The sequence below is a fragment of the Arthrobacter woluwensis genome (assembly GCF_900105345.1).
Classification (GTDB): Bacteria; Actinomycetota; Actinomycetes; order Actinomycetales; family Micrococcaceae; genus Arthrobacter_E; species Arthrobacter_E woluwensis.
The window spans coordinates 2,035,985-2,058,420 of sequence record NZ_FNSN01000003.1 but is presented as its reverse complement, the minus strand read 5'-3'; the positions used below and the strand labels follow the sequence as shown (position 1 = coordinate 2,058,420).

Annotated in this window: 19 protein-coding genes; 6 read left to right on the top strand and 13 right to left on the bottom strand. The window is 69.1% G+C overall.

Annotated elements, in window-relative coordinates; translation table 11 throughout:
• Positions 1–33: 33 nt before the first annotated feature.
• From acnA to BLV63_RS10010, 4 genes are all read right to left on the bottom strand, one after another.
• Positions 34–2,865 (bottom strand): aconitate hydratase AcnA, encoded by a 2,832-nt coding sequence (gene acnA, locus BLV63_RS10025; RefSeq protein WP_066212291.1) that lies wholly within the window; start codon positions 2,863–2,865, stop codon positions 34–36.
• 106 nt (positions 2,866–2,971) lie between these two features.
• Positions 2,972–3,382 carry a VOC family protein gene (locus BLV63_RS10020; protein WP_066212287.1) on the bottom strand — a complete coding sequence of 137 codons (411 nt, stop codon included), beginning with the start codon at positions 3,380–3,382 and terminating at the stop codon, positions 2,972–2,974.
• 82 nt (positions 3,383–3,464) lie between these two features.
• Positions 3,465–4,805, bottom strand: a complete 1,341-nt coding sequence (locus tag BLV63_RS10015) for a class I SAM-dependent RNA methyltransferase (RefSeq protein WP_066212286.1) — start codon at positions 4,803–4,805, stop codon at positions 3,465–3,467.
• Positions 4,802–6,814 (bottom strand): APC family permease, encoded by a 2,013-nt coding sequence (locus tag BLV63_RS10010; RefSeq protein ID WP_082724067.1) that lies wholly within the window; start codon positions 6,812–6,814, stop codon positions 4,802–4,804. The genes BLV63_RS10015 and BLV63_RS10010 overlap by 4 nt, the downstream gene beginning before the upstream one ends.
• A gap of 115 nt (positions 6,815–6,929) precedes the next feature.
• On the opposite strand from BLV63_RS10010, the gene BLV63_RS10005 reads away from it, so the two are divergent.
• Entirely contained in the window at positions 6,930–7,604 is a 675-nt protein-coding gene (locus BLV63_RS10005) for a potassium channel family protein (RefSeq protein WP_066212282.1), read from the top strand.
• The gene (locus BLV63_RS10000) at positions 7,601–8,323 is read left to right on the top strand and encodes a potassium channel family protein (RefSeq protein WP_066212281.1); all 723 of its coding nucleotides are present in this window, start codon (positions 7,601–7,603) and stop codon (positions 8,321–8,323) included. Before BLV63_RS10005 ends, BLV63_RS10000 begins: the two co-directional genes overlap by 4 nt.
• Positions 8,324–8,413: 90 nt before the next feature.
• Here BLV63_RS10000 and BLV63_RS09995 read toward each other — a convergent pair whose 3' ends face one another.
• The 4 genes from BLV63_RS09995 to dut form a co-directional block, all read right to left on the bottom strand.
• Positions 8,414–9,220, bottom strand: a complete 807-nt coding sequence (locus BLV63_RS09995) for a DUF3159 domain-containing protein (RefSeq protein ID WP_066212279.1) — start codon at positions 9,218–9,220, stop codon at positions 8,414–8,416.
• A 69-nt stretch (positions 9,221–9,289) separates the two neighbouring features.
• Positions 9,290–9,616 carry a single stranded DNA-binding domain-containing protein gene (locus tag BLV63_RS09990; RefSeq protein WP_066212274.1) on the bottom strand — a complete coding sequence of 109 codons (327 nt, stop codon included), beginning with the start codon at positions 9,614–9,616 and terminating at the stop codon, positions 9,290–9,292.
• Positions 9,617–9,621: 5 nt separating this feature from the next.
• Positions 9,622–10,329, bottom strand: a complete 708-nt coding sequence (locus BLV63_RS09985) for a DUF3710 domain-containing protein (protein ID WP_066212272.1) — start codon at positions 10,327–10,329, stop codon at positions 9,622–9,624.
• Between the two features lie 62 nt (positions 10,330–10,391).
• Positions 10,392–10,865 carry a dUTP diphosphatase gene (gene dut, locus BLV63_RS09980; protein WP_066212271.1) on the bottom strand — a complete coding sequence of 158 codons (474 nt, stop codon included), beginning with the start codon at positions 10,863–10,865 and terminating at the stop codon, positions 10,392–10,394.
• Between the two features lie 151 nt (positions 10,866–11,016).
• Here dut and BLV63_RS09975 point away from each other — a divergent pair, with 151 nt between their 5' ends.
• The gene (locus tag BLV63_RS09975; protein ID WP_066212268.1) at positions 11,017–11,499 is read left to right on the top strand and encodes a DUF3093 domain-containing protein; all 483 of its coding nucleotides are present in this window, start codon (positions 11,017–11,019) and stop codon (positions 11,497–11,499) included.
• 137 nt (positions 11,500–11,636) lie between these two features.
• Here the strand turns inward: BLV63_RS09975 and BLV63_RS09970 are convergent, their stop codons facing one another.
• Positions 11,637–11,939, bottom strand: a complete 303-nt coding sequence (locus BLV63_RS09970; protein WP_066212266.1) for a DUF4193 domain-containing protein — start codon at positions 11,937–11,939, stop codon at positions 11,637–11,639.
• 247 nt (positions 11,940–12,186) lie between these two features.
• Between BLV63_RS09970 and sepH the strand changes: the two genes are divergently transcribed.
• Positions 12,187–13,539 (top strand): septation protein SepH, encoded by a 1,353-nt coding sequence (gene sepH, locus BLV63_RS09965; RefSeq protein WP_066212262.1) that lies wholly within the window; start codon positions 12,187–12,189, stop codon positions 13,537–13,539.
• Between the two features lie 60 nt (positions 13,540–13,599).
• On the opposite strand, the gene BLV63_RS09960 is transcribed toward sepH, so the two are convergent.
• The 3 genes from BLV63_RS09960 to BLV63_RS09950 all read right to left on the bottom strand — a co-directional run bounded on the left by BLV63_RS09960 (position 13,600) and on the right by BLV63_RS09950 (position 18,335).
• Complete coding sequence (locus BLV63_RS09960) at positions 13,600–14,805, bottom strand: alkaline phosphatase family protein (protein ID WP_066212260.1); 1,206 nt, start codon at positions 14,803–14,805, stop codon at positions 13,600–13,602.
• Positions 14,802–15,536 (bottom strand): DUF5998 family protein, encoded by a 735-nt coding sequence (locus BLV63_RS09955; protein WP_074784227.1) that lies wholly within the window; start codon positions 15,534–15,536, stop codon positions 14,802–14,804. Before BLV63_RS09955 ends, BLV63_RS09960 begins: the two co-directional genes overlap by 4 nt.
• 81 nt (positions 15,537–15,617) lie before the next feature.
• Entirely contained in the window at positions 15,618–18,335 is a 2,718-nt protein-coding gene (locus BLV63_RS09950) for a bifunctional acetate--CoA ligase family protein/GNAT family N-acetyltransferase (protein ID WP_066212256.1), read from the bottom strand.
• Positions 18,336–18,402: 67 nt separating this feature from the next.
• Between BLV63_RS09950 and BLV63_RS09945 the strand changes: the two genes are divergently transcribed.
• Together BLV63_RS09945 and BLV63_RS09940 are read left to right on the top strand one after the other, a co-directional pair.
• Positions 18,403–20,883, top strand: a complete 2,481-nt coding sequence (locus BLV63_RS09945) for a DNA gyrase/topoisomerase IV subunit A (protein WP_066212253.1) — start codon at positions 18,403–18,405, stop codon at positions 20,881–20,883.
• 65 nt (positions 20,884–20,948) lie between these two features.
• Positions 20,949–21,467, top strand: a complete 519-nt coding sequence (locus BLV63_RS09940; RefSeq protein ID WP_066212250.1) for a methyltransferase type 12 — start codon at positions 20,949–20,951, stop codon at positions 21,465–21,467.
• Here BLV63_RS09940 and BLV63_RS09935 read toward each other — a convergent pair.
• Complete coding sequence (locus BLV63_RS09935) at positions 21,457–22,428, bottom strand: GNAT family N-acetyltransferase (protein WP_066212249.1); 972 nt, start codon at positions 22,426–22,428, stop codon at positions 21,457–21,459. The two genes, BLV63_RS09940 and BLV63_RS09935, sit on opposite strands and share 11 nt — an antisense overlap.
• Positions 22,429–22,436 lie beyond the last annotated feature (8 nt).

The window sequence follows — 22,436 nt, the reverse complement described above, 5'->3', positions numbered from 1 at the left end:
TGGCGGGGTCTTCCGATCCGGAACGTACGGACGCTAGGCCGAGATCTGGCGCAGCACGTACTGGAGGATGCCACCGTTGCGGTAGTAGTCAGCCTCACCGGGGGTGTCGATGCGGACGACGGCGTCGAAGGACTTGCTCGTGCCGTCCTCCTTCGTGGCCGTGACCTTGAGGGTCTTCGGCGTCACGCCTTCGTTCAGCTGGGTCACGCCCGAGATCGAGAACGTCTCGGTGCCGTCCAGGCCCAGGGTCGCAGCGTTCTCGCCCTCCGGGAACTGGAGCGGCAGGACGCCCATGCCGATCAGGTTCGAGCGGTGGATGCGCTCGAAGCTCTCGGTGATGACGGCCTTGACGCCCAGCAGCGCGGTGCCCTTGGCAGCCCAGTCACGGCTGGAGCCGGAACCGTACTCCTTGCCACCCAAGACCACCAGCGGGGTGCCCGCTTCGCGGTAGTTCTGCGCCGCGTCGTAGACGTAGGCCTGCGGGCCGTCGGGCTGGGTGAAGTCGCGGGTGAAGCCACCCTCGACGCCGGCGCCGTCGTTGAAGTCCGCGAGCAGCTGGTTCTTGATGCGGATGTTCGCGAAGGTGCCGCGGATCATCACCTCGTGGTTGCCACGACGGGAACCGTAGGAGTTGAAGTCCTTGCGCTCCACACCGTTGGCCAGCAGGTACTGACCGGCGGGGGTGTCCGACTTGAAGGAGCCGGCCGGGGAGATGTGGTCCGTGGTGACGGAATCGCCCAGCTTGAGGAGCACGCGGGCGCCCTCGATGTCCGTGACGGGGTCCGGCTGCGCCTTCATGCCCTCGAAGTACGGGGGCTTCCGGACGTAGGTGGAATCCTCGGCCCATGCGAAGGTGTCACCGGCGGGGGTGTCGAGGGCCTTCCAGCGCTCGTCGCCCTCGAAGACGCCCTCGTAGCCCTTGGCGAACATGCCCTCGTCGATGGAGGAGTCGATGACTTCCTGGACCTCGACCGGGTTCGGCCAGATGTCCTTGAGGAACACGTCGTTGCCCTGCTCATCCTGGCCCAGCGGATCGACGTCGAAGTCGAAGTCCATGGTGCCGGCCAGAGCGTAGGCGATGACCAGCGGCGGGGAAGCCAGGTAGTTCATCTTGACGTCCGGGTTGATGCGGCCCTCGAAGTTGCGGTTGCCCGAGAGGACGGCGGTGACGGAAAGGTCGTTGGCCTGGATGGCCTCCGAGATCTCCGGCTCCAGTGGACCCGAGTTGCCGATACAGGTGGCGCAGCCGTAGCCGACGATGTAGAAGCCGAGCTTCTCCAGGTACGGGGTCAGGCCGGACTTCTCGTAGTAGTCCGTGACGACCTTCGAGCCCGGGGCGACCGAGGTCTTGACCCACGGCTTGGCCGTGAGGCCCTTCTCCACGGCGTTGCGGGCCAGCAGAGCGGCGGCCAGCATCACGGACGGGTTCGAGGTGTTGGTGCAGGAGGTGATCGAGGCGATCGACACCGCACCGTGATCCAGCTCGAAGCTGCGGCCGTCGGCGGTCTCCACGGTGACGGGCTTGGACGGACGTCCGTTGGCGCCGTTGGCGGCGGAAGCCACCACCTTGACCTCGTTGTCCTCGGTCACGTGGGAGTCCGGCGAGAAGGACGGGGAGTCGGACGCGGGGAAGGACTCATCCAGGGCCTCGTCCACGCTGCCGTCGGCGAGCGTGACGTAGTTGTGGATGTCCTTGCGGAACTGCTCCTTGGCGTCCGTGAGCTCGATGCGGTCCTGAGGACGCTTCGGGCCGGAGATGGACGGCACCACGGTGGACAGGTCCAGCTCGAGGTACTCGGAGAAGCGCAGCTCGCGGGACGGGTCGTGCCAGAGGCCCTGCTCCTTGGTGTACGCCTCGACCAGGGCGACGTTCTCCTCGCTGCGACCGGTGAGGCGCAGGTAGTCGAGAGTGACGTCGTCGATCGGGAACATGGCGGCCGTGGAGCCGAACTCCGGGCTCATGTTGCCGATGGTGGCGCGGTTGGCGAGCGGCACGGCCGCGACGCCTTCACCGTAGAACTCGACGAACTTGCCGACGACGCCGTGCTTGCGCAGCATCTCGGTGATGGTCAGCACCACGTCGGTGGCGGTGGCGCCGGCCGGGATGGAGCCGGAGAGCTTGAAGCCCACGACGCGCGGAATGAGCATGGAGACGGGCTGGCCGAGCATCGCCGCTTCGGCCTCGATGCCGCCGACGCCCCAGCCCAGCACACCCAGGCCGTTGACCATGGTGGTGTGGGAGTCGGTGCCCACGCAGGTGTCCGGGTAAGCGCGCAGCTTGCCGTCGACCTCACGGGTCATGATGGTGCGGGCCAGGTACTCGATGTTGACCTGGTGCACGATGCCGGTTCCCGGCGGGACGACCTTGAAGTCGTCGAAGGCCGTCTGGCCCCAGCGGAGGAACTGGTAACGCTCCCCATTGCGCTGGTATTCGATCTCCATGTTCCGCTCGAGCGCGCCGGCATTGCCGAACGCGTCGATCTGCACGGAGTGGTCGATGACCATCTCGGCGGGCGCCAGCGGGTTGACGCGCTTCGGGTCACCGCCCAGGTCCTTCACGGCCTCGCGCATGGTGGCCAGGTCGACCACACACGGCACGCCGGTGAAGTCCTGCATGATCACGCGGGCGGGGGTGAACTGGATTTCCGTGTCGGGCTCGGCTGCCGGATCCCAGGCGGCCAGGGCGCGGACATGGTCGGCGGTGATGTTGGCACCGTCCTCGGTCCGGAGCAGATTCTCCAGAAGGACTTTCAAGCTGTAGGGAAGGCTTTCCGCGCCTTCCACAGAGTTCAGCCGGAAGATTTCGTAATCGGTGCCTTTGACGTTCAGTACGCCCTTGGAACCGAAGCTGTCCACAGTGCTCATATAGCAGGACTCCTCTCGCAACACTTTCATCTTTGTCGCGTCACAGAACGCATGCTAGTTAGGTCTGCCTAACCGTTCCGGACTGGCGCGTCACCCGCCGGATTCCTCACTGACCGGCGATGTTGACCATCCACGTGACGCCGAACCGGTCCACCACCATGCCGAAGGTGTCGCCCCAGATCTGCCGTTCGAGCGGCATGACCACCTGTCCACCCTCGGAGAGCGCGTCCCAGTAGCCCTGCAACTCCGCCGCGTCGTCACCCGAGAGGCTCACCGAGAACCCGGCGTGACCCGTGAACTGCATCTGGTTCGGCGTGTCCGCCGCCATCAGCGTGAAGCCGGCCGGGGTCTTGAGCAGGGCGTGCATGATCTTGTCGGCCTCGGCGGGATCATCCGACGCGTGGAATTCACCGAAGGTGTTGAGCGTCAGCTCGCCGCCGAGCGCGCCCTGATAGAACTCCATGGCCTGCCGGGCGTTGTCCTGGAAGTTCAGATACGGGTTGAGGTTCGAGGACATGACGGGCTCCTTTCGCGGCGCCGCCATGGCGCCCCACGGTCAAGCTACACCCGGTGTCAGCACCCCGCAATGGTCCGGGACGTCAGCCCTTCGGCAGGAGCAGGCCGACCGTCTCGAGGTGGTGCGTATGGGGGTACAGGTCGAAGGCCCGCAGTCCGGCGAGCTCCCAGCCCTCCCCCTCGAAGAACTTCACATCGCGGGCGAACGACGCCGGGTCGCAGGACACGTAGGCGATGGCACGGGGGCCGGACTCGGCCAATTGCTGCACCACGGTCCGGCCGGCGCCTGCGCGCGGCGGGTCGAGCACGACGGCGTCGAGCCGCCGGGGCCGCTGCCGCAGCACGCGTTCGACCTTCCCCTGGACGATCTCGACATGTCGCTGCCCGTGGAAGTTCTTCCGCGCGTCACGGCTGGTCCCAGGCGCGCCCTCCACCGACAGCACCGCACCGTTCTCGCCCACGGCCTGGGCCAGCGGGGCGGTGAACAGGCCTGCTCCGGCGTACAGGTCGGCGACGGAGGCACCTTCACGGAGGAAGCCGCCCTCACCCAGGAAACCGGTGACGGCGTCCATGAGCGTCTGCGGCGCGCGGCGGTGGATCTGCCAGAAGCCTTCACCGGTCACGCGGTACTCGAAGCCGTTCACGCTCTCCCGCACCCAGGACCGGCCCCGCCAGCGCAGCAGCTGCTTGCTGACCGGGTCCATCACGGCCACCGAAACGCCGTCCGGGATCTGCGCGACGGCACGATTGAGCGCTCTGCCCTGCTCCTTCTCCCCCAGCGCCTCCTCCGGCCAGAGGATCACCAGAGGCTGCGAGCCGTTCGCCGGAGCCGCCACCTCGACGCGGGTGACGCCCTTCCAGAGGTGGTTCCACAGGCCGAGATCGACGATCGCCTCGGAGGCGAGCGGCATGGAGTCGACGGGCAGCACCTCCTCCGAGCGGTGAGCGTGCATGCCGAGGCGACCGTCCGCCGTCACGGCGAACGCCATCCTGGTCCGCCAGTGCAGGCCCTGGCCGGCGTCGTCCTCCACGGCCTCCACCACGGTGCTCCGGTCCAGACCCGCCAGACGCTGAAGCTGCTCCGCGAGGACCGCCTCCTTGAGGCGTCGCTGCGCGGGCAGGGTCGCGTGGCCGAACTCCGCCCCGCCCAGAGGCTGCGCGGAAGTCCGCGCGGCCTCGAGGGCGGATGCCTGCCGCCACGGGTGGTCCTGGCGGTCGGGCGATGCATCCAGGACCTCGACGACGTCTCCACGCCAGAAGCGGGCGTCCGGAGCCGACTCGGTCAGGCGGACCCGCACCTGCTCCCCCGGCAGACCGTGGCGGACGAACACGACGCGCGCGTCGTGGCGGGCCACCGTGTGACCGCCGTGCGCGACGGGTCCCAGGGTGAGAGTGACGGTCTGCTCTGCGGAGTGTGGGTTCACCTGAGTTCCTGCAATTGCTGGGCTTCCTTGGACGATTTGAGCTGCCACGGGACACTGGCCACCATGACCCCGGGTTCGAAGTGCAGCCGGGTCTTGATGCGCAGCGCGGTCTGGTTGTGCACCAGCTGCTCCCACCACTTGCCGACCACGTATTCGGGGATGTAGACGACGATCAGATCGCGCGGAGAGTCCTTCCGCATGTTCTTCACGTAATCGATGATCGGCGTGACCGTTTCGCGGTAGGGACTGGCCAGGACGGTCAGCGGGACCGGGATGTCGAGCTTCTCCCAGTCCTCGACCGTGCGGGCCGTCTCCTCGGGGCTGATGTCGACGATCACGGCGTCGAGCTTCCACGGCCGGGAGGCGCGGGCATAGGCGAGGGCACGCAGCACCGGCTTCCGGACATGGGACACCAGCAGCACGGCATGCACCCGGGACGGCAGGGCTCTCGGAGCGGAGTCCTCGTCGACGGCGAGTTCCTTGGCGACGTTGTCGTAGTGCGCCCGGATGCTCCACATGATGAGGAAAAGGACCAGCATGGCGAGCAGGGCGATCCAGGCGCCCTGCTCGAACTTGGTGATGAGCACGATGGTCAGCACGAGCGCCGTCATGCCGAAGCCGAGCATGTTGATGGTGCGGGACTTCATGAGACGGAGCCGAGTGGCCTTGTCCCGGACCTTCTTGAGTTCACGGCCCCAGTGCCGGACCATGCCGAGCTGGCTCGCCGTGAAGGAGATGAACACGCCCACGATGTAGAGCTGGATCAGCTTCGTGACGTCGGCGTTGAACGCGAGGATGAGGACCAGTGCGCCCGCGGCGAGGGCCAGCACGCCGTTGCTGTAGGCGAGGCGGTCGCCACGGGTCTTGAGCTGGCGCGGCAGGTAGCCGTCCTGCGCGAGGATCGAGCCGAGCACCGGGAAGCCGTTGAACGCCGTGTTGGAGGCGAACACCAGGATGACGCCCGTGGCCGCCACGATGATGTAGAAGGGGATGGATCCCGCACCGAACACTGTCTGGGCGATCTGGCTGATCGCCGGGTTCTGGATGTAACCCTCGGGAAGCGGCTTGCCGTCCTTCAGGAACTCCGTGGCGGGATCCAGCACGATGTGGACCTTGGTGGCATTGGCCAGGAAGAGGATGCCCGCCAGCATGGTCGTCGCGATGACACCGAGCAGGAGCAGCGTGGTGGCCGCGTTCTTGCTCTTGGGCTTCTGGAAGTTGGGGACGCCGTTGCTGATCGCTTCCACGCCGGTCAGGGCCGCGGCGCCCGAGGAGAAGGCGCGCAGCAGCAGGAACGCCCCGGCCAGGCCGACCAGACCCTGGTCGAAGTGGCTTTCCGGGACGATCTCGAACCCGGCGGACTCGGCCAGTCCCAGCGTGCCGGTGGCGGCCTGGATGGCGCCTACGAGCGACATGCCGATGATGGCCGCCATGAAGATGTAGGTGGGCAGGGCGAAGACCGAACCGGCCTCCTTGATGCCCCGCAGATTGACCAGCGCCAGCACCACGACGCCGAGCGTCGCGATCAGGGCCTGACTCCCGTGCAGGGACGGCACGGCCGTTGCCAGGTAGTTGGCGGCGGAGGACATAGAGACGGCCACCGTGAGGACGTAATCCACCAGGAGCGCCGAAGCGACGGTCAGACCCGCGAACTTGCCGAGGTTCACATTCGCGATCTCGTAGTCGCCACCGCCCGAGGGGTAGGCGTGCACGTTCTGGCGGTAGGACGCCACCACGGTCAGCAGGACGACGGCGACCGCCAGCCCGACCCACGGGGACAGCGCGACGGCGGAGACCCCGGCCAGCGCCAGGGTCAGGAGGATCTCATCGGGGGCGTACGCCACGGAGGACAAGGCGTCCGAGGCGAAAACCGGCAATGCGATGCGCTTGGGCAGCAGGGTGTGGGCCAGACGGTCGTTACGGAACGGCCGGCCGACGATCACCCGCTTGACCGCATTCAGAAGTGACAGCACCTGACTACGGTAGTCTGCGCGGTGCCCCTGTGTCATGACGGGCGGAAATCTCCCGGCCTTCTCGGCACGGATGACGCCCCGCCCCGGATACAGTGGTGTTCTGATCCGTACGGATGCGCACCCGCCATCCGCAGAATTGAAGGAATGGTTCGTGGCGCATTTCGTCATCATGGGCTGTGGCCGTGTGGGCGCGACCCTGGCCCACACACTGGAGGACTCCGGCCACAGCGTGGCCATCATCGACCAGGACGAGCGGGCCTTCCGTCGCCTGCGCAACGGCTTCCAGGGCCGCAAAGTGACCGGCGTCGGCTTCGACCGCGACACCCTGCGCCACGCCGGAGTCGAAGAGGCCTACGCCTTCGCCGCCGTCTCCAGCGGTGACAACTCCAACATCCTGGCCACCCGCGTGGCCCGCGAGACCTTCCACGTCCCCCACGTGGTCGCACGGATCTATGACCCGGGACGCGCCGAGATCTACCAGCGGCTCGGCATCCCCACGGTGGCCGCGGTCAAGTGGAGCGCCGACCAGGTGCTGCGCCGGATCCTGCCGGAGCAGTCCATCACGGGTGACTTCCGCGAACCGTCGGGGCGTCTGGTCCTGACCGAGCTCGCCGTGGACCACGGCTGGGAGGGACGTCCTCTGACCGAACTCGAAGAGGCCGCGGACATCCGCGTGGCGTATCTGACCCGTTTCGGTGAAGGCGCCATGGTGCACGCCGACTCGCGTTTCCAGGAAGGCGACAGCCTGCACGCCATCGTCCCCGTCAAGCGGCTCGACGCCGTGACCCGGATCCTCTCCAAGGCACCCGTGAAGGAAGCAGAGTGAAAGTCGTGATCGTCGGCGCGGGAAGCGTCGGAAGCTCCATCGCCCGGGAACTCCTGGGGCACCAGCATGATGTGCTGCTGATCGACCTCAAGCCCGAAGTGATCGGCCGCAGCGGTCTGCGCGGCGCGCACTGGCTGGTGGGCGACGCCTGCGAGCTCAGTGTGCTGAAGGAGGCCCGCCTGGACGACGCCGACGTGGTGGTCTCCGCCTCGGGCGATGACAAAGTGAACCTCGTGGTCTCCCTGCTGGCCAAGACCGAGTTCGGCGTGGGCCGGACCGTGGGCCGCGTGAACAACCCGAAGAACGGGTGGATGTTCGACGACTCCTGGGGCGTGGACGTCGCGGTCAACACCCCGCAGCTCATGACGGCCCTCGTGGAGGAGGCCGTGGAGATCGGCGATGTCGTCCGGCTGCTGACCCTCCAGACCGGTGTGTCCTCCCTGGTCGAGTTCACCGTGCCGCATGACGCCTCGTTCATCGGCTCCACGGTCGGCGACATCGACTGGCCGCAGGATGCGACACTCGTGGCCATCCTGCGGGATCAGGCCCCCATCACGCCGAGCCGGGACGACGTGATCGAGGGCGGGGACGAGCTCTTCTTCGTCACGACCCTCGCGGCCGAGGACGAACTCCGGCAGCTCCTCTCGGCCGCCCACACGGGCGAATCCGCGCCGGAATCCGCGGCGGCTCCCCAGTACGACGACGGCTTCGACGGCTGAGCGGAACACCCTCTCCGGACACGACGACGGCGGGGCGCGGCGGATGATCGCCGCGCCCCGCCGTCGTCGTACCGTCAGGTCAGGGAATCGTCAGGACTCCTGGGCGCGCTCCTCGACGGGAGCCGCGGGCCTGCTGAGCAGCCAGGCGAGCCAGAGGCCCAGCACGTAGAGCGGGGTTCCCATGATCAGCCGCGTCGTGCCCAGGGCGGTGAGGCCGGCGTCGCCCATGAAGTACAGCGGAAGCTGGACCGCCAGGCGCAGGCCGAAGATCGCGATGATGACCCAAGTCGCGAGGGTGTAACGCTTGAGTCGCGCCGGGTCCTGGCGCCAGTGGACACCCTCGTTCCGCAGGAAGCCGAACAGGAGCCCGGCCAGCGGCCACTTCACGATGATGGAGATGAGGAGCGCCAGGAGGTAACCGCCGTTCGTGAAGAACCCCGGCACGTAGAAGTCGGAGGCCTTGCCGGTGCTCTGGGCGACCCAGGCGGAGATCGCGACACCCACCACGCCGGCCAGCGCCATGGTCAGCTTCTGCTTCTGGATCAGGCGGAGAACCGCGAAGACCGCGCTCACACCCAGGGCGACACCCAAGCCCCAGCCCAGGGACTCCGTGACGGTGTACAGGACCAGGAAGACGAGGCCCGGCAGGATGCTCTCGCAGATCCCCTGCCAGCCGCCGGCCGTGCGGAGCAGATCCACCCGGCCGTCCTCGTGGTGGTGGACGCCGGCCGCGGCGGCGACGCTCCGGGCCAGGTCCTGCTTGTCGGGGCCGGGGTTCCCGGCCTCCGGGTTCCCGGCCTCCGGGTTCCCGGCAGCCTCCGGGTTGACGGCGCCGCCCGCCGGGGTGGCAGGCAGGGCTGCGCCGGGCTCCACGGTGTTCCGGTCCTCAGTGGTCATGGGTTGCTGGCCTTTCCAGACGCCGCGCGCCTCCGGACCGGTGCGGTCAGGACCGTCAGGGCGCATGCCTCAGTGTTCGCCGGCCGAGATGATCTCGTAGCCGGGGTTGATGATCGTGGCCAGGCCGCTCCGGGACGTGAGCATGCCCCTGACCCGAAGGGTGGAACCGGGTTCGATGCCGCCGACGGAACGGCGTCCCAGCCACAGCAGGCGGATGTCCGCCACCGAGCGGTCCCCGGCGGGAACCGGCAGATCCGGTCCGCTCACCTCCCCCAGCCGCGCGGTGAAACGCGGCTTGCTGCCTTTGGGCTCGAGAGTGACCGAGGAGATCCGGCCCACCCATTCGCCACGGAGCCGGGCGACCGGTCCGTGGCCGGGGATGTTCGGTTCCGCCATGGGACTCAGCCGATCTCGGTGATCTCAGGCCCTCGTTCGGGAGCCTGGAGGGACGGCCTGCCGTCCTCGGCCTGCGGGGCTTCCGCAGTGGCCTTCGGCATGGTCAGCGGCAGCAGTTCGCGCGGCGGCATGGGGCTGTCGCCACGCACCACCACGAGGGCCCGGAAGAGCTCCTCCAGTTCGGTCGCGGCCTCCCGCTGGATGGCCGCGGGACCGCTGAAGACACCGCGCAGGAACCAGCGCGGGCCGTCGACGCCCACGAACCGGGCCACGCGGTAACCGGCCGTGCCATCCGGGGCCTCGGCGGGGACGCTGGCGATCAGCTCGGCGCCGAGGGTGCCTTCCAGCTCGTCGATCTGACCGCCCTGGCTGCGCACGGACTCCGCGATCTGCTCGCGGATCTCGGGCCACAGGCCTTCGGAGCGGGGCGCGGCGAACGCCTGGACCTGCACGGACGAGTCACCGATGTCGAGGGACACCGCGATGACCCGCTGGCTGGACTCCTCGACTTCGAGGCGGAGCTCAAGGCCGGGCCGGGGCGAGACCAGGATCGCGCCGAGGTCGAGGTATTCCTCGCGGTCCTCGATCTCGTGGACGTCGAAGGGACCGCTGGTCGAGCGGCCTTCGGTGTCCTGCTCCTCGATCACGGACTCACTGGGGGTGAGGACTTCGTCGGATTCACGCTGGGACTTGCGGGACCTGCCGAATAGCATGCGGGATTCTCCTCAGTGGCTTCGTGTCAAGGGCGCCGTGGTGCCGTGGTTATGGGGTGCGTTCAGGCGTGCGAGCCGGCGAAGCCGCCGGTGGATCCGAAGCCGCCAGCGCCGCGGACCGAGTCCGGCAACTCACTCACGGCGACGAAACGGGCGTGCTCCACGCGCTGAATCACCATCTGTGCGATTCTATCGCCGCGGCGCAGATCGATCGCCTGCTCGCGGTCCGTGTTGATCAGGGTGACGGCGATCTCCCCGCGGTAGCCCGCGTCCACCGTCCCGGGAGCATTGACGATGCTCAGGCCCTGCTTGGTGGCCAGACCGGAACGGGGATGGATCAGGGCGACGTAGCCGAACGGCAGGGCGATGGAGACACCCGTCGGAACCAGGCGCCGCTCCCCCGGTTCCAGGTGCACGTCGACCCGGGCCCGCAGATCGGCGCCCGCATCGCCCGGCTGGGCGTACGACGGCGGCTCCAGCCCGTCGTCGAGCATGCGGAGTTCAACATCAAGGGTGTGCGGTTGCGGTTCAGTCACGCGCTCAAGCCTAGTACGGCCGCCCGGCCTCCCGCTGAACCCGCCGGCCCCGCCCCCGGACGCGGAGAGAGGCATGAAGCGGGCACGGCCGGCCCCTCGTGAGCGGTCGGACCGAGATGAAATGCCCAGGGAAAGGTGCCAAGCTAGTGTCATGCCCTCCACGAACACCGGTCCGGCCATGCCCTCGGACGCCTCCACCACCCCTGCGCTCTTCAGCGAGCGGCTCTGGCCCGGGCCTGGCGCCTGGATCATCGTGGCGGTCCTGTCCCTCGCCGGGATCCTGGTGCTCGCGCCGATCGGGATCGGGTACGGCATCGCGGCAGCCATCGTGATCTTCCTTCTCGTGGGCGGTGCGCTGTACGCGAACACCCCCCGCATCGAGGTCACCGCCACGGAGTTCCGCGCCGGCAAGGCCGTCATCGACCGCGCCTTCCTCGGCGAGGTGCAGGCGTTCAGTCACGACGAGGCCTTCCAGGAGCGCGGTCCGCGGCTCAACGGCCTGGCCTTCCTCTGCATCCGCGGCTGGGTGGACCCGGTGGTCCGAGTCGAGATCACCGATCCCGAGGACGAGACCCCGTACTGGCTCGTCTCCACGCGGCGCCCCCAGCAGCTCGTGGCCGCACTGTCTTCCTGAGTCCGGCAGGACTCCTGTGCGGTCCGCCGCACAGCCCCTTGACGGCGAAGGGCCGGGGCAGATGCACCGGCCCTTCGCCGTTGGTGAGCATTCCGGCGCCCGCTGGCCGGGCGCCGTCGTGCCGGACGCGCCGCGTCTCAGCCTTCGCAGTCGACGCAGTACGCCAGTCCGCCCTTTTCCCGGGCGATCTGGGAGCGATGCCGCACCAGGAAACAGGAGGCGCAGGTGAACTCGTCCGACTGCTCCGGAAGGACGGTCACCTGGAGCTCTTCGTGGGACAGATCCGCCCCGGGCAATTCGAAGGAATCGGCGAGGTCCGCCTCATCCTCGTCCACCACGGCAGAGGTGCCGTCCGCACGGTGCGTGGTCTTCAAGGCTTCCAGGGACTCGTTCGCCCGGTCTTCCTCGGTCTTGCGGGGCGCATCGTAATCGGTGGCCATGTGGTGTTGTTTCCCCCTTATGAGAAATCGGGAAGCCACCCTCGAGTGGCCAGGAACTACAGCGTCAACGTCGAGAGAGCCGATTTTGTGCCCGAGCCGGAGCACGCGCCCGATTCTGGCGGAGATCCGGCCTTAAAGCCAGTCAATACGGGGGAAATTTCGCGGCACGCCCTCGAAGCTGACCCCGATGCCGCCCCGGAGATGGCAGAGTTTCGATTGACGGCAACGCACACATGGAGGTATCAGCATGCAGGAGCTGCGGCTTCTCGGAGTTCACGACGACGGTGATCGCCTCTTGCTCAGCGACTCCAGCGGAGAACGCTACGAGCTTCCTCTCGATGAGGCGCTGCGCCGCGCCATCTCCCGCGCGGCCGCCCGGCCCAGCGCACGGAGCGGTTCCACCCCCAGCCTCAGTCCCCGCGACATCCAGGCCCGCATCCGGGCCGGCGCCACCGCGGCCGAGGTCGCCGAGGAATCCGGTCTGCCCCTGGCCAGCGTGGAACGCTACGAGGGCCCCGTGCTGGCCGAACGCGCGCACGTGGCAGATCAGGCTCGCGGCGTCGAGGTTCCGGGACACCTGGACGACGGCGAGGGCTACCGCAGCGCTTTCGGTCAGGACCGCGCGTTCCTGGGCGAGATGGTCGAACACCGCCTCAAGCAGCTCGGCGTCCCGGTCGACGGCCTGAGCTGGGATTCCAAGAAGGTGGCCCACGGCCTCTGGGAGGTCACGGCGGACTTCGACATCCCTGAGTCGCTCGGCAGTCAGCTCGGCGAGGAGCCTCCGGCCCGCTGGACCTACTCGCCGCTGACGAAGACGCTGCAGAACGCCAATCGCTGGGCGCAGCACCTCAGCGAACTCGAACCCCTTCCGCTCCACGTGGACAGCCCGTGGGGCAGCCGCCGTCTCTCCGCCGTCCGGGATCACCCGTTCGACGTGGAGGCCGACGCCGTCGAGCAGCCCGCGTCCGACGACCTCCTGAGCGACTCCGAAAGCCTGGTCGACCTCCTGAACTCCCGGCGCGGTCAGCGCCTCGGCGTCGACGAGGACAGCGACGACACCCTCGCGCTCCTGCTCTCCCAAGGAATTCCCGCCGCACATCCCCGCCCTTCCGAGGTGGATGAGGAGGAGGACGACACCCCGGCCGCGGAGGCCCCTCGTCTCCGCCTGGCCCTTCCCGAGGAGGAGGAGCACGAGGACGACGGCATCTCCCTGTCGGACGGCGTGAGCACGCACACCCGCGAGATCCGTGTCGTGCCCCCGGCGGAACGCGGCGGCCGTAAGGGCGGCCCGAGCCTCGCCGACGAGATCTTCGCCAACGCCACGGAGGAGGAGGCAGAGGCCGGCGAACGCGCCCCTCTGCGGCAGCGTTCCGTCCTGCGGGGCGCAAGCTTCCACAAGGATCCCGAGGACTTCGCACGTGCCGAGGCCGAACGGCGTCAGCGTGAGGAGGACGCCCGCCGGGACGACGAGTCCCCCAAGGGCGCGCGTTCCGCGAAGGACGATGCCGACTCGGACAGCAAGACCCCGGAGAAGCCTGCCAAGAGGCGCAGCGTGCCCAGCTGGGACGAGATCGTCTTCGGGACCAAGGGCGACAACTGACGACAGACCGTGACGCGGCCGGCCACCACCGGCCGCGACGGCTCGTCCGAACCGGGCCTGTCAGGACCGGCGGCGGCCCGTCCCGCTGCGGCTCCCGGCCTTGGGCCCGTTCGCCAGGAAACTGAGCAGGGGCACCTCCCGTTCGGCCCTGGTCAGCGAGCCGTGCTGACCGATCATCTCCATGGCCTCGGGCCTGACCCTGCGGAGATCGAAGAACGCGACTTCTTCTCGAGCCAGGATCAGCACATCACCGATCCTCGGCCGCACTTCCTCACGGACCGGCCCGAAATATCCGTCACGGACCGCCTGGTCCTTCTCCAGCACCCAGATCCGGTCACCGAAGCGTGATTCCCACGCCCGCCGCAGAGAGGCGGGATCCCCGCCCTCCTCCAGGTGCAGATGCAGCATCCGTGGTTCTCCGGCGGTGTGCCGGACCCCGTCGATGAGCTCCGGGACGGCCGAGAAGTCGATGCGGCCACTCTTCGGGACATCCACCATGCCATGGTCCGCAGACACCAGCACGCGGGTGTCCTGCGGAAGCCGCGTCGACAGCTGCCGGAGGGTGAAGTCCACCTCCTCGAGCGCGGCCAGGAACTCCGCGGAGTCCACGCCGTACTTGTGGCCGGCTTTGTCCACATCATTGAGATAGAAGTACACCAGGCCCGGCTTCTGCAGGATGTCCACGGCCGCGCCGATCCGGCCCGCCAGCGTCCCGGAACCGTGGAACTCGGTCCCGCGCAGCGCGGCATGGGTCATGGACGAGGACGCGAAGCGCGGAATGCTGACGGTGTGCACGGGGACGTGGGCGGAGGCCCGCTCGAACACGGTCGGCAACGGCTGCCAGCGGGCGGGATCCACCCCGGCGTCCCAGTTGCCGAGCTGGTTGACGACCTTGCCCTGGTCCGGGTCCAGCACGTCGTAGCCGACCATGCCGTGCTGCCCGGGAGGTGCTCCCGTGCCGAGGCTGGCGAGGGAGCTGGCCGTCGTGGTGGGGAAGGCCGCGTCGAGGCGCACGGGGAGACCGGAGTCGCCTCCGGCCTGGATCAGGGACCTCATGAAGGGCACATGGGCCGCGTACCGCTTGAGCACCTGGGCGCCCATCCCGTCGACCAGGACGAGGCAGACGCGGTTCGACGCCGGGATCTTCAGCGTGTTGGGCAGCGTGGTGGCGCCCGCCGCGGAAGCCGCGCTGCTGAGAAGGTCGGCGATGCTGCGGCGGCCGTACGCCGGGACCTGGGGCGGCGCCGTCGTCGTCGCGTCCGTCACTGGCGGTGGCTGCTGCGCGAGCCGAGGCGGCCGGAGAGCGCCGCGAGGCCGCGGGCCGGCTTCCGGACGGGCGCGTGCGGGGCCGCCTCGCCGCGCAGAGCGGGGGCGGTCGGGGTCTCCGGAAGGTCGCCCACCCGCTGGCCGGTGCTCGCGGAACGCAGCGAATGCGCGAACTGGCGGGCCTGCTTGAGGGACTTGGGTCCGTCCGCCTCGGCGCTCACGCGCAGCACGATGTCCTCAGCGCTGCTCGTGCCGTTGAGGCCATGGTCGGCCTCGCACTGCGGATCGCCGCACGTGGCGGGCATCAGATCGAGGCGCCGTCCACCGGACCAGGCGATGGACAGGGTCAGCTCGCGCGGCTGTTCCTTGCCGCTGTACTCCTGCGGCTGGGCGTACACGAAGCCGAGCACCACACTGCGGATCTGGTGGAGCGGCACGGTCTCGGTGGAGACCTGCGCCATGACCTGCTCCCCCTTGTCATCGAGCTGGTGATCGTCCACATGGACCACCACGAGGACGTCGTGGGTGAGGACGAGCGCGGTGACGTGACGGCGCACTTCGGCGCGGTCGAAATGGGTCTCGAGGTGGACGAGCTGCTGGAGCGGGACCTGGCCGTCCAATGCGTCCTGGATGACGTCCATGACCAGTCGCGGATAGAAACCCGCCCGGTCCACGGCGGCCCGGAGATCACTCATGGGATGTGCTTTCGAGGCGCTGCTGGGCTGGCTCATGGGATCCATTTTCCCATGAGCCGACGGGTCCACGCGAATGCATCTCCCGCACGACGGCGGCGGACCGCCACCCGGCGTCGCTCACTGATTGCGCAGAGCCCTCCGCGCGCTGTCGGTGCGCTGCGCCGCATTGGCGATGTGCACGGTGACCGAGAGCACCGTCAGACCGTGCTGGCCGACGAGCACCGGGGTGAACTCCAGCAGGGCGATCTCCGGATGGTTGTCCTTCAGCTCGGCGACCGTGAAGAGGAGGTCGGCCAGTGCCGACGTGTCCATCGGCGGCAGACCCTCGTAGCCGGTCAGTTTCACCGCCGCCTTGGGGGCGTGCACGAATTCGCGCGCCTCCTCCTCGCTGAGCGGCGGGACCCGGTAGGCCCAGTCGTCCAGCAGCTTGACCGCGTCGCCGGCCAGCCCGTACGCCACCACGGGTCCGAGCAACGGGTCCTCGATCGCGCGGAGCGTGCAGGCCTGGCCCACCCCGGCCATGGACTGGACTTCGAGATCCGTGGCTCCGTAGACGGCCAGCACGTCCTTCATCTGCTCGACATTGCGCGCGAGCGACTCACGGTCCTGGATGTTGAGGCGCACCCCTCCGAGGTCGAGGCGATGCCGCAAGGCAGGGCTGAGGGTCTTCAGCGCCACCGGCCACCCGAGCTCGTCCGCCGCCTCCTGCGCCTCCGCCACCGTGCTGAACGGCCGTGACGGGAGGACCTGGATCCCGTAGCAGCCCAGCAGCGACTCCAGACGGTCCTGGTCGAGGGCCACGAGCTGCGGGCCCCGCACCGGCCGCAGCCACTCCGCGAGCAGAGCGGCGGCCTGTTCCCGCGGTTCCCGGGACGCGAGGTCGCCCGTCATGTCCGGGGCGGACTCGGCGGAGAGCTCCCGGTCCCGCCAGCTCACATAGCCCGCGACGGCGGCCACGGCGGCCAGCGCAGCCCCGGGGCTTTCGAACGCGGGCAGGCCACGCTGCCCGTCGGGCGCGCCTCCAAGCACCCCGCTCTCCCGCTGGGCCGGATCGAAATTCCCGGGGAAGACCGCCACGAGCGGCTTGTCACTCTCGCGGGCCAGGGCCGCGAGCCCGTCCACGAGCGCGTCATGCTCCAGGCCGAGCGAAGGCAGAAGCGTCACCACGATGCTGTCCACCCCCACGTCCTCCTGGAGGGCGCCGATCTCGCGCCGCAGCCGGGCCAGCGCCACGGACTGCCCGCCGTCGAGCGAGAGGGCGCCCTGCACGGCCCCGACCACCAGACCATGGCCTTCCGCGGTGTCGGCCACGATCCTGGCCAGGTTCAGCGAGTTGGAGAGGATCCCCACGCGGCCGCCGCGGGGCAAGGGCTGAGCCTCGACCAGCTGCGCGACATCCAGCAGCTCCTCCATCGTGCCCACCCGGATGACCCCGGCCTGCCGCAGCATGGCGTCCAGCGCCCGGGCAGGCGCCTGCGTGGTGCGGACCGCATGGCCGGGCGGCAGCCGGAGGCCGATGGTCTCCGGTTTCGCCACGATCACCGGTTTGCTCCGGGCCAGGCGGCGCGCGATCCGCGAGAACTTGCGGGGATTGCCGAACGACTCCAGGAAAAGCCCCACGGCGCGGGTGCGAGGGTCGTCCTCCCAGTACTGCATGACGTCGTTCCCTGACACGTCGGCGCGGTTCCCCGCGGAGACGAAGCTGGAGATGCCGACCGCGCGCCGCTGAGCCGTGGCATAAAGCGAGATCCCGACGGCGGCGGACTGGCTGAACAGCCCGAGCCCACCCGGCGCCGGCATGCCCGGCGCCATCGAGACGTTCAGGGCCACGGCGGGATCGCTGTTGATGAGCCCCAGGGACGCCGGACCGATCACGCGCATGCCCGCGGCCCGGGCCTGGCGCACGATCTCGTTCTGGCGCGCGAGGCCCCGCTCGCCGTCGTCCGCGAAGCCGGCGGTGATGATCAGCACGCCCCGCACCCCGGCGGCGCCGCATTCGGCCACGACGCCGGGCAGCTCGTCGTAGGGCACCGCGATGACGGCCAGATCCACGGGACCCGGGACCTCGGTGATGGTGCCGTAGCTCAGCCCGCCGCCCACCTCCAGCGCGGAGGGATTGACCGCGTAGACCGTCCCGGTGAACCCGCCCTCGAGCAGATGGTGCATGATCTCGTGGCCGATCTTGCCCCAGTGGCGGCTCGCGCCGATGACCGCGACCGAAGCCGGCGCCAGGAGTTCCTGCACGCTGCGGGCCTCCGCACGGTGCTCGCGGGACTCCATGACGGCGCGGGATTTCACGGTGGGGTCGATGTCGAAACCGACCAGGATCACCCCGTCCTCGAGCTGCCGCTGCACCTCGTACCCGGCATCGGCGAACACGCTGAGCATCTTCCGGTTCTCCGGCAGGACCTCCGCCGTGAACCGCCGGATGCCGTTCTCCAGGGCGGCCGCAGCCAGGTGTTCCAGGAGGATCGAACCGAGCCCCCGGCCCTGGTGCCGGTCCGAGATGTTGAAGGCCACCTCTGCTTCGCGGGTCCCGTCCAGCCGGTCGTACCGGGCGATGCCGACGATCTCCCCGGCGATCGTGATCACGAGGGCGACGCGGTCCCGGTGGTCCACCTCGGTGAAGCGTTTGAGCTCCGTGCGGCTGAGTTTGGCCTTGTAGCTGAAGAAGCGCAGATAGATGGAGGACTGTGACTGGGCCTGGTGGAAGGCCTGCACCGCCTCGGCGTCGGACGGGGCGATGGGCCGGATGTGACCGGTGCCTCCGTCCCGCAGCACGACATCGGCCTCCCAGTAGTCCGGATATCCAGCAAGTTCAGCCGCGCGCGCCATAAGCTTTAGAGTAGTCGTCGCGCCACCGGGGCGCGCCGCAGCACACCACGAGGTCTTTCGTAAATCCATGGCGCGACGCACCACTAGCCGGGGAGCCCAGCCCCTAGAACCGTTCACTGAGAACATCGTCGAGATCGACGTCACCACGGAGATGGAGACGTCCTTCCTCGAGTACGCCTATTCGGTGATCTACTCCCGCGCCCTCCCGGACGCCCGGGACGGCATGAAGCCCGTGCAGCGGCGCATCCTCTACATGATGAGCGACATGGGCCTCCGGCCGGACAAGGGACATGTCAAGAGCGCCCGCGTGGTCGGCGAGGTCATGGGCAAGCTCCATCCGCACGGCGACACCGCCATCTACGACGCCATGGTCCGCATGGCCCAGGACTTCTCTCTGCGCCTTCCGCTCATCGACGGCCACGGCAACTTCGGCTCGCTCGACGACGGCCCCGCCGCCCCGCGCTACACGGAAGCACGTCTGGCGCCGTCCGCCATGGCCCTGACCGGGAATCTGGACGAGGACGTCGTCGATTTCGTCCCGAACTACGACAACCAGCTCACCCAGCCCGAAGTGCTGCCGGCGGCCTTCCCGAACCTGCTGGTCAACGGCGCCTCCGGCATCGCCGTGGGCATGGCCACCAACATGGCCCCTCACAATCTGGGTGAGGTCATCGCCGGCGCCCGGTACCTCCTCGAACACCCGGACGCCACCCTGGAGACCATCATGGGCTTCATCCCGGGTCCGGATCTGCCCGGCGGCGGGCGGATCGTGGGCCTGGACGGCATCCGGGACGCCTACGCCACCGGCCGCGGCAGTTTCAAGACCCGCGCCAAGGTCACCGTGGAACAGCTCTCCGCGCGGCGGACCGGCCTCGTGGTCACCGAACTCCCGTACATGGTGGGCCCGGAAAAGGTCATCGAGAAGATCAAGGACGCGGTCAACGCCAAGAAGCTGGCCGGCATCAGCGACCTGGTGGACCTCACGGACCGCCAGAACGGGCTGCGGCTCGTGATCGAACTCAAGAACGGCTTCAATCCTCAGGCCGTCCTGCAGCAGCTCTACCGTCTCACGCCGCTGGAGGACTCCTTCGGCATCAACAACGTCACGCTCGTGGACGGTCAGCCGCGCACGCTCGGCCTGATGGAGCTCCTGCACGTCTACCTGGGGCACCGCCTCGACGTGGTGCGCCGTCGCACCGCCTTCCGGCTCGGCAAGAAGAAGGACCGCCTCCACCTCGTCGAGGGCCTGCTGATCGCCATCGTCGACATCGACGAGGTCATCCAGATCATCCGCTCGAGCGACGAGGCCGCCGTGGCCCGTGAGCGTCTCATGTCGATCTACGACCTCTCCGAGGCCCAGGCCAACTACATCCTGGAACTGCGGCTGCGTCAGCTGACGAAGTACTCGCTCATCGAGCTCGAGAAGGAGCGGGACGAACTCCGCCGGCAGATCGCCGAACTCGAGGAGATCCTCGCCTCGGACACCCGTCTGCGCGAGGTGGTCTCCGCCGAGCTGGCCGAGGTCGCGGAGCAGTACGGCACTCCCCGGCGTACGGTCCTCCTGGACAAGGAGGACGTCCCGGTCAAGGCTCTCGCCGCGCCTGCGGGCAAGAAGGCCGCGGCCCAGCAGCTGCCGCTGGAGATCGCGGACGAGCCCTGCTGGGTGGTCCTCAGCGCCTCCGGCGTCGTGGCCCGCACCGATTCAGCCGAACCGCTCGCGGATCCGGGCAACCGCGCCAAGCACGATGTGCTCGTGTCCACCGTTCGCACCACCGCCCGCGGCGAGCTGGGGGCGGTCACGGACCTGGGGCGGATGCTGCGGATCCAGGCCATGGACCTGCCCGTCGTGCCCATGCCGGGCGGCGCGCCGAACCTCGCGACGAGCGTGCCGGTCAAGGAGTTCCTGCCCCTGCCCAAGGGCGAGAGCGTCATCGGCATCGTCCCGCTCAACGAGGTCGTCGCGCTCGGCACCGCGCAGGGCGTGGTCAAGCGCCTGCAGCCGGACTACCCGCTCAACCGTGAGGACTGGGAGGCGATCACCCTCAAGGACAAGGACCGGGTGCTCGCGATCGCCCCGGCCCCGGATGACTCCGAGCTGGTCTTCGTCTCCCGGTCCAGCCAGCTGCTCCGGATGAACGCCACCGCCGTCCGGCCCCAGGGCCGCCTCGCGGGCGGCATGGCCGGCATCAAACTGGCCGACGACGACGAGGCGATCTTCTTCGGCGTCGTCGCCGCGGGCGATCCCTCCGCCGTCGTGGTCACCATCGCTGGATCGTCCGACGCGCTGCCGGGCACCAACCCCGGCGCCGCGAAGGTGACCGAGTTCTCGGAATTCCCGGTCAAGGGCCGAGCCACCGGTGGTGTGCGGGCCCACCGGTTCCTGAAGGGCGAGGACCGGCTGCTCCTGGCATGGGCCGGGCACGGGCCCGCCCGTGCGTCCAGCGCCGCGGGCGTGGCGCGGTCGCTGCCGCAGGAGCACGGCCGTCGCGACGGTTCCGGGGTGCCCCTGAGCCAGTCCGTGGACCTGATCGGCCCGAGCCTGGGCTGAGACCGCGGGTCTCCGCCCCGGCCGGCGGGTCGGCCCTTTCACGACCCGCTGACTATGCTGGACCCATGGCGATTGAACCGGATGTGAAGGACTGGACCTGGGTGATCGAGAAGGTCTGCCCCGAATGCGGCTTCGACCCCGCGGACATCACGCCCGCGGACGTGGCACGGGAGATCCGGACCCATCCGGCCCGCTGGGAGGCCGTGCTGGCCCGGCCCGACGTCACGGTCCGTCCGGACGAGTCCACCTGGTCACCTCTCGAGTACGCCGCCCATGTGCGGGACGTGCTGGAGCTGTTCCGGGAGCGCCTGCACCTCATGCTCGGCCGTGACGGCGTGGAGTTCGCGAATTGGGATCAGGACGCCACTGCGGTGGCGAAGGAATACCGCCAGGAGAGCCCCCGGCGTGTCGCGCACCAGGTCGCCGAGGAGACCGAACTCACCGCCCGGGCGTTCGACGAGGTGCCCGGCGAGCTGCTCGGTCACCGCGGGCTGCGCAGCAACGGCTCAGAGTTCACGGTGGCTTCGCTTTCCAGCTACTTCCTCCACGACGTGGTGCACCACCTGCACGACGTCACGGCGTAGCGGGGATCGTCTTCTCCCAGACGGGGGCCCGATTCACCACGCGGTAGCCGAGGCCCTCATACAGTGCCAGGGCTCCGGTGCCGTTGCCGGAGTCCATGTCGAGCGCCGCGGTGGACATGCCGTCCGCCGCATAGCGCCGCAGTGCCTCCTCGAGCAGATGCCGGGCGAGCCCCCGGCCCCGATGGCCGGGGTGCACGCCGATCAGCTCGGTGTAACCCTCCGCCCGGCCGTGCAGCCGCTCGATCTCCGGGTCGTGGCTGCCCAGGTGGTACGCCACGGGCGACCCGGTGGACGTCTCGCGCACCACGAAGCTCCAGTCCCTCCGGACCTCGGGGTTGCCTACGCGGCGGGCCCAGGACTCCTCGGTCCGGGGTGCGCTCCCCCAGTGGCCGGCGAAGGCGAGGTTGTGCAGGAGGCGGGTCTGCTCGTCCAGGTCCGTCGTCCATTCCAGGAGCTCGTAGCCCGGCGTGATCGGGCGGGCCGGAGGCAGTCCGTCCAGGCCCCGGTGCATCTCGTTGAACCAGCGCACGATCTCGAAGCCTTCGGAGTCGAACAGCCTCGCGGGTCCCTGGACATGGTCCTCATGCTGCGCCCGGAGAGCCACGCCGGGCAGCCCGCGCTCCGCGGCGAGGCGCCCGGCCCGCTCCTGCTGCCAGCGGAGAACATGCCTCCCGATGCCACGTCGCAGCCAGGCGGGATCCACGCCGCCTTCGGTGCGCACGACGGCGCCGTCCCCTACAGCGGTGAGCCGGCCGTGGGCGCGGGGCACGCCGTCGTGGTCGAAGGCCAGGACGGCGTCCGAGGCCGCGTCGTGCAGCTCGTAGAACGTCTCCAGGTCCTCCACCTTCTCGAACCACGTGTGCCGCTCCGCCTCGGCGATCCGCGCCACGAGCTCCGCCCAGGCCGGTATGTCGTTCCGCAGCGGTGCCCGGACCAGGAGTCCCCCGAATTCCTCAGTCATCGTGCCAG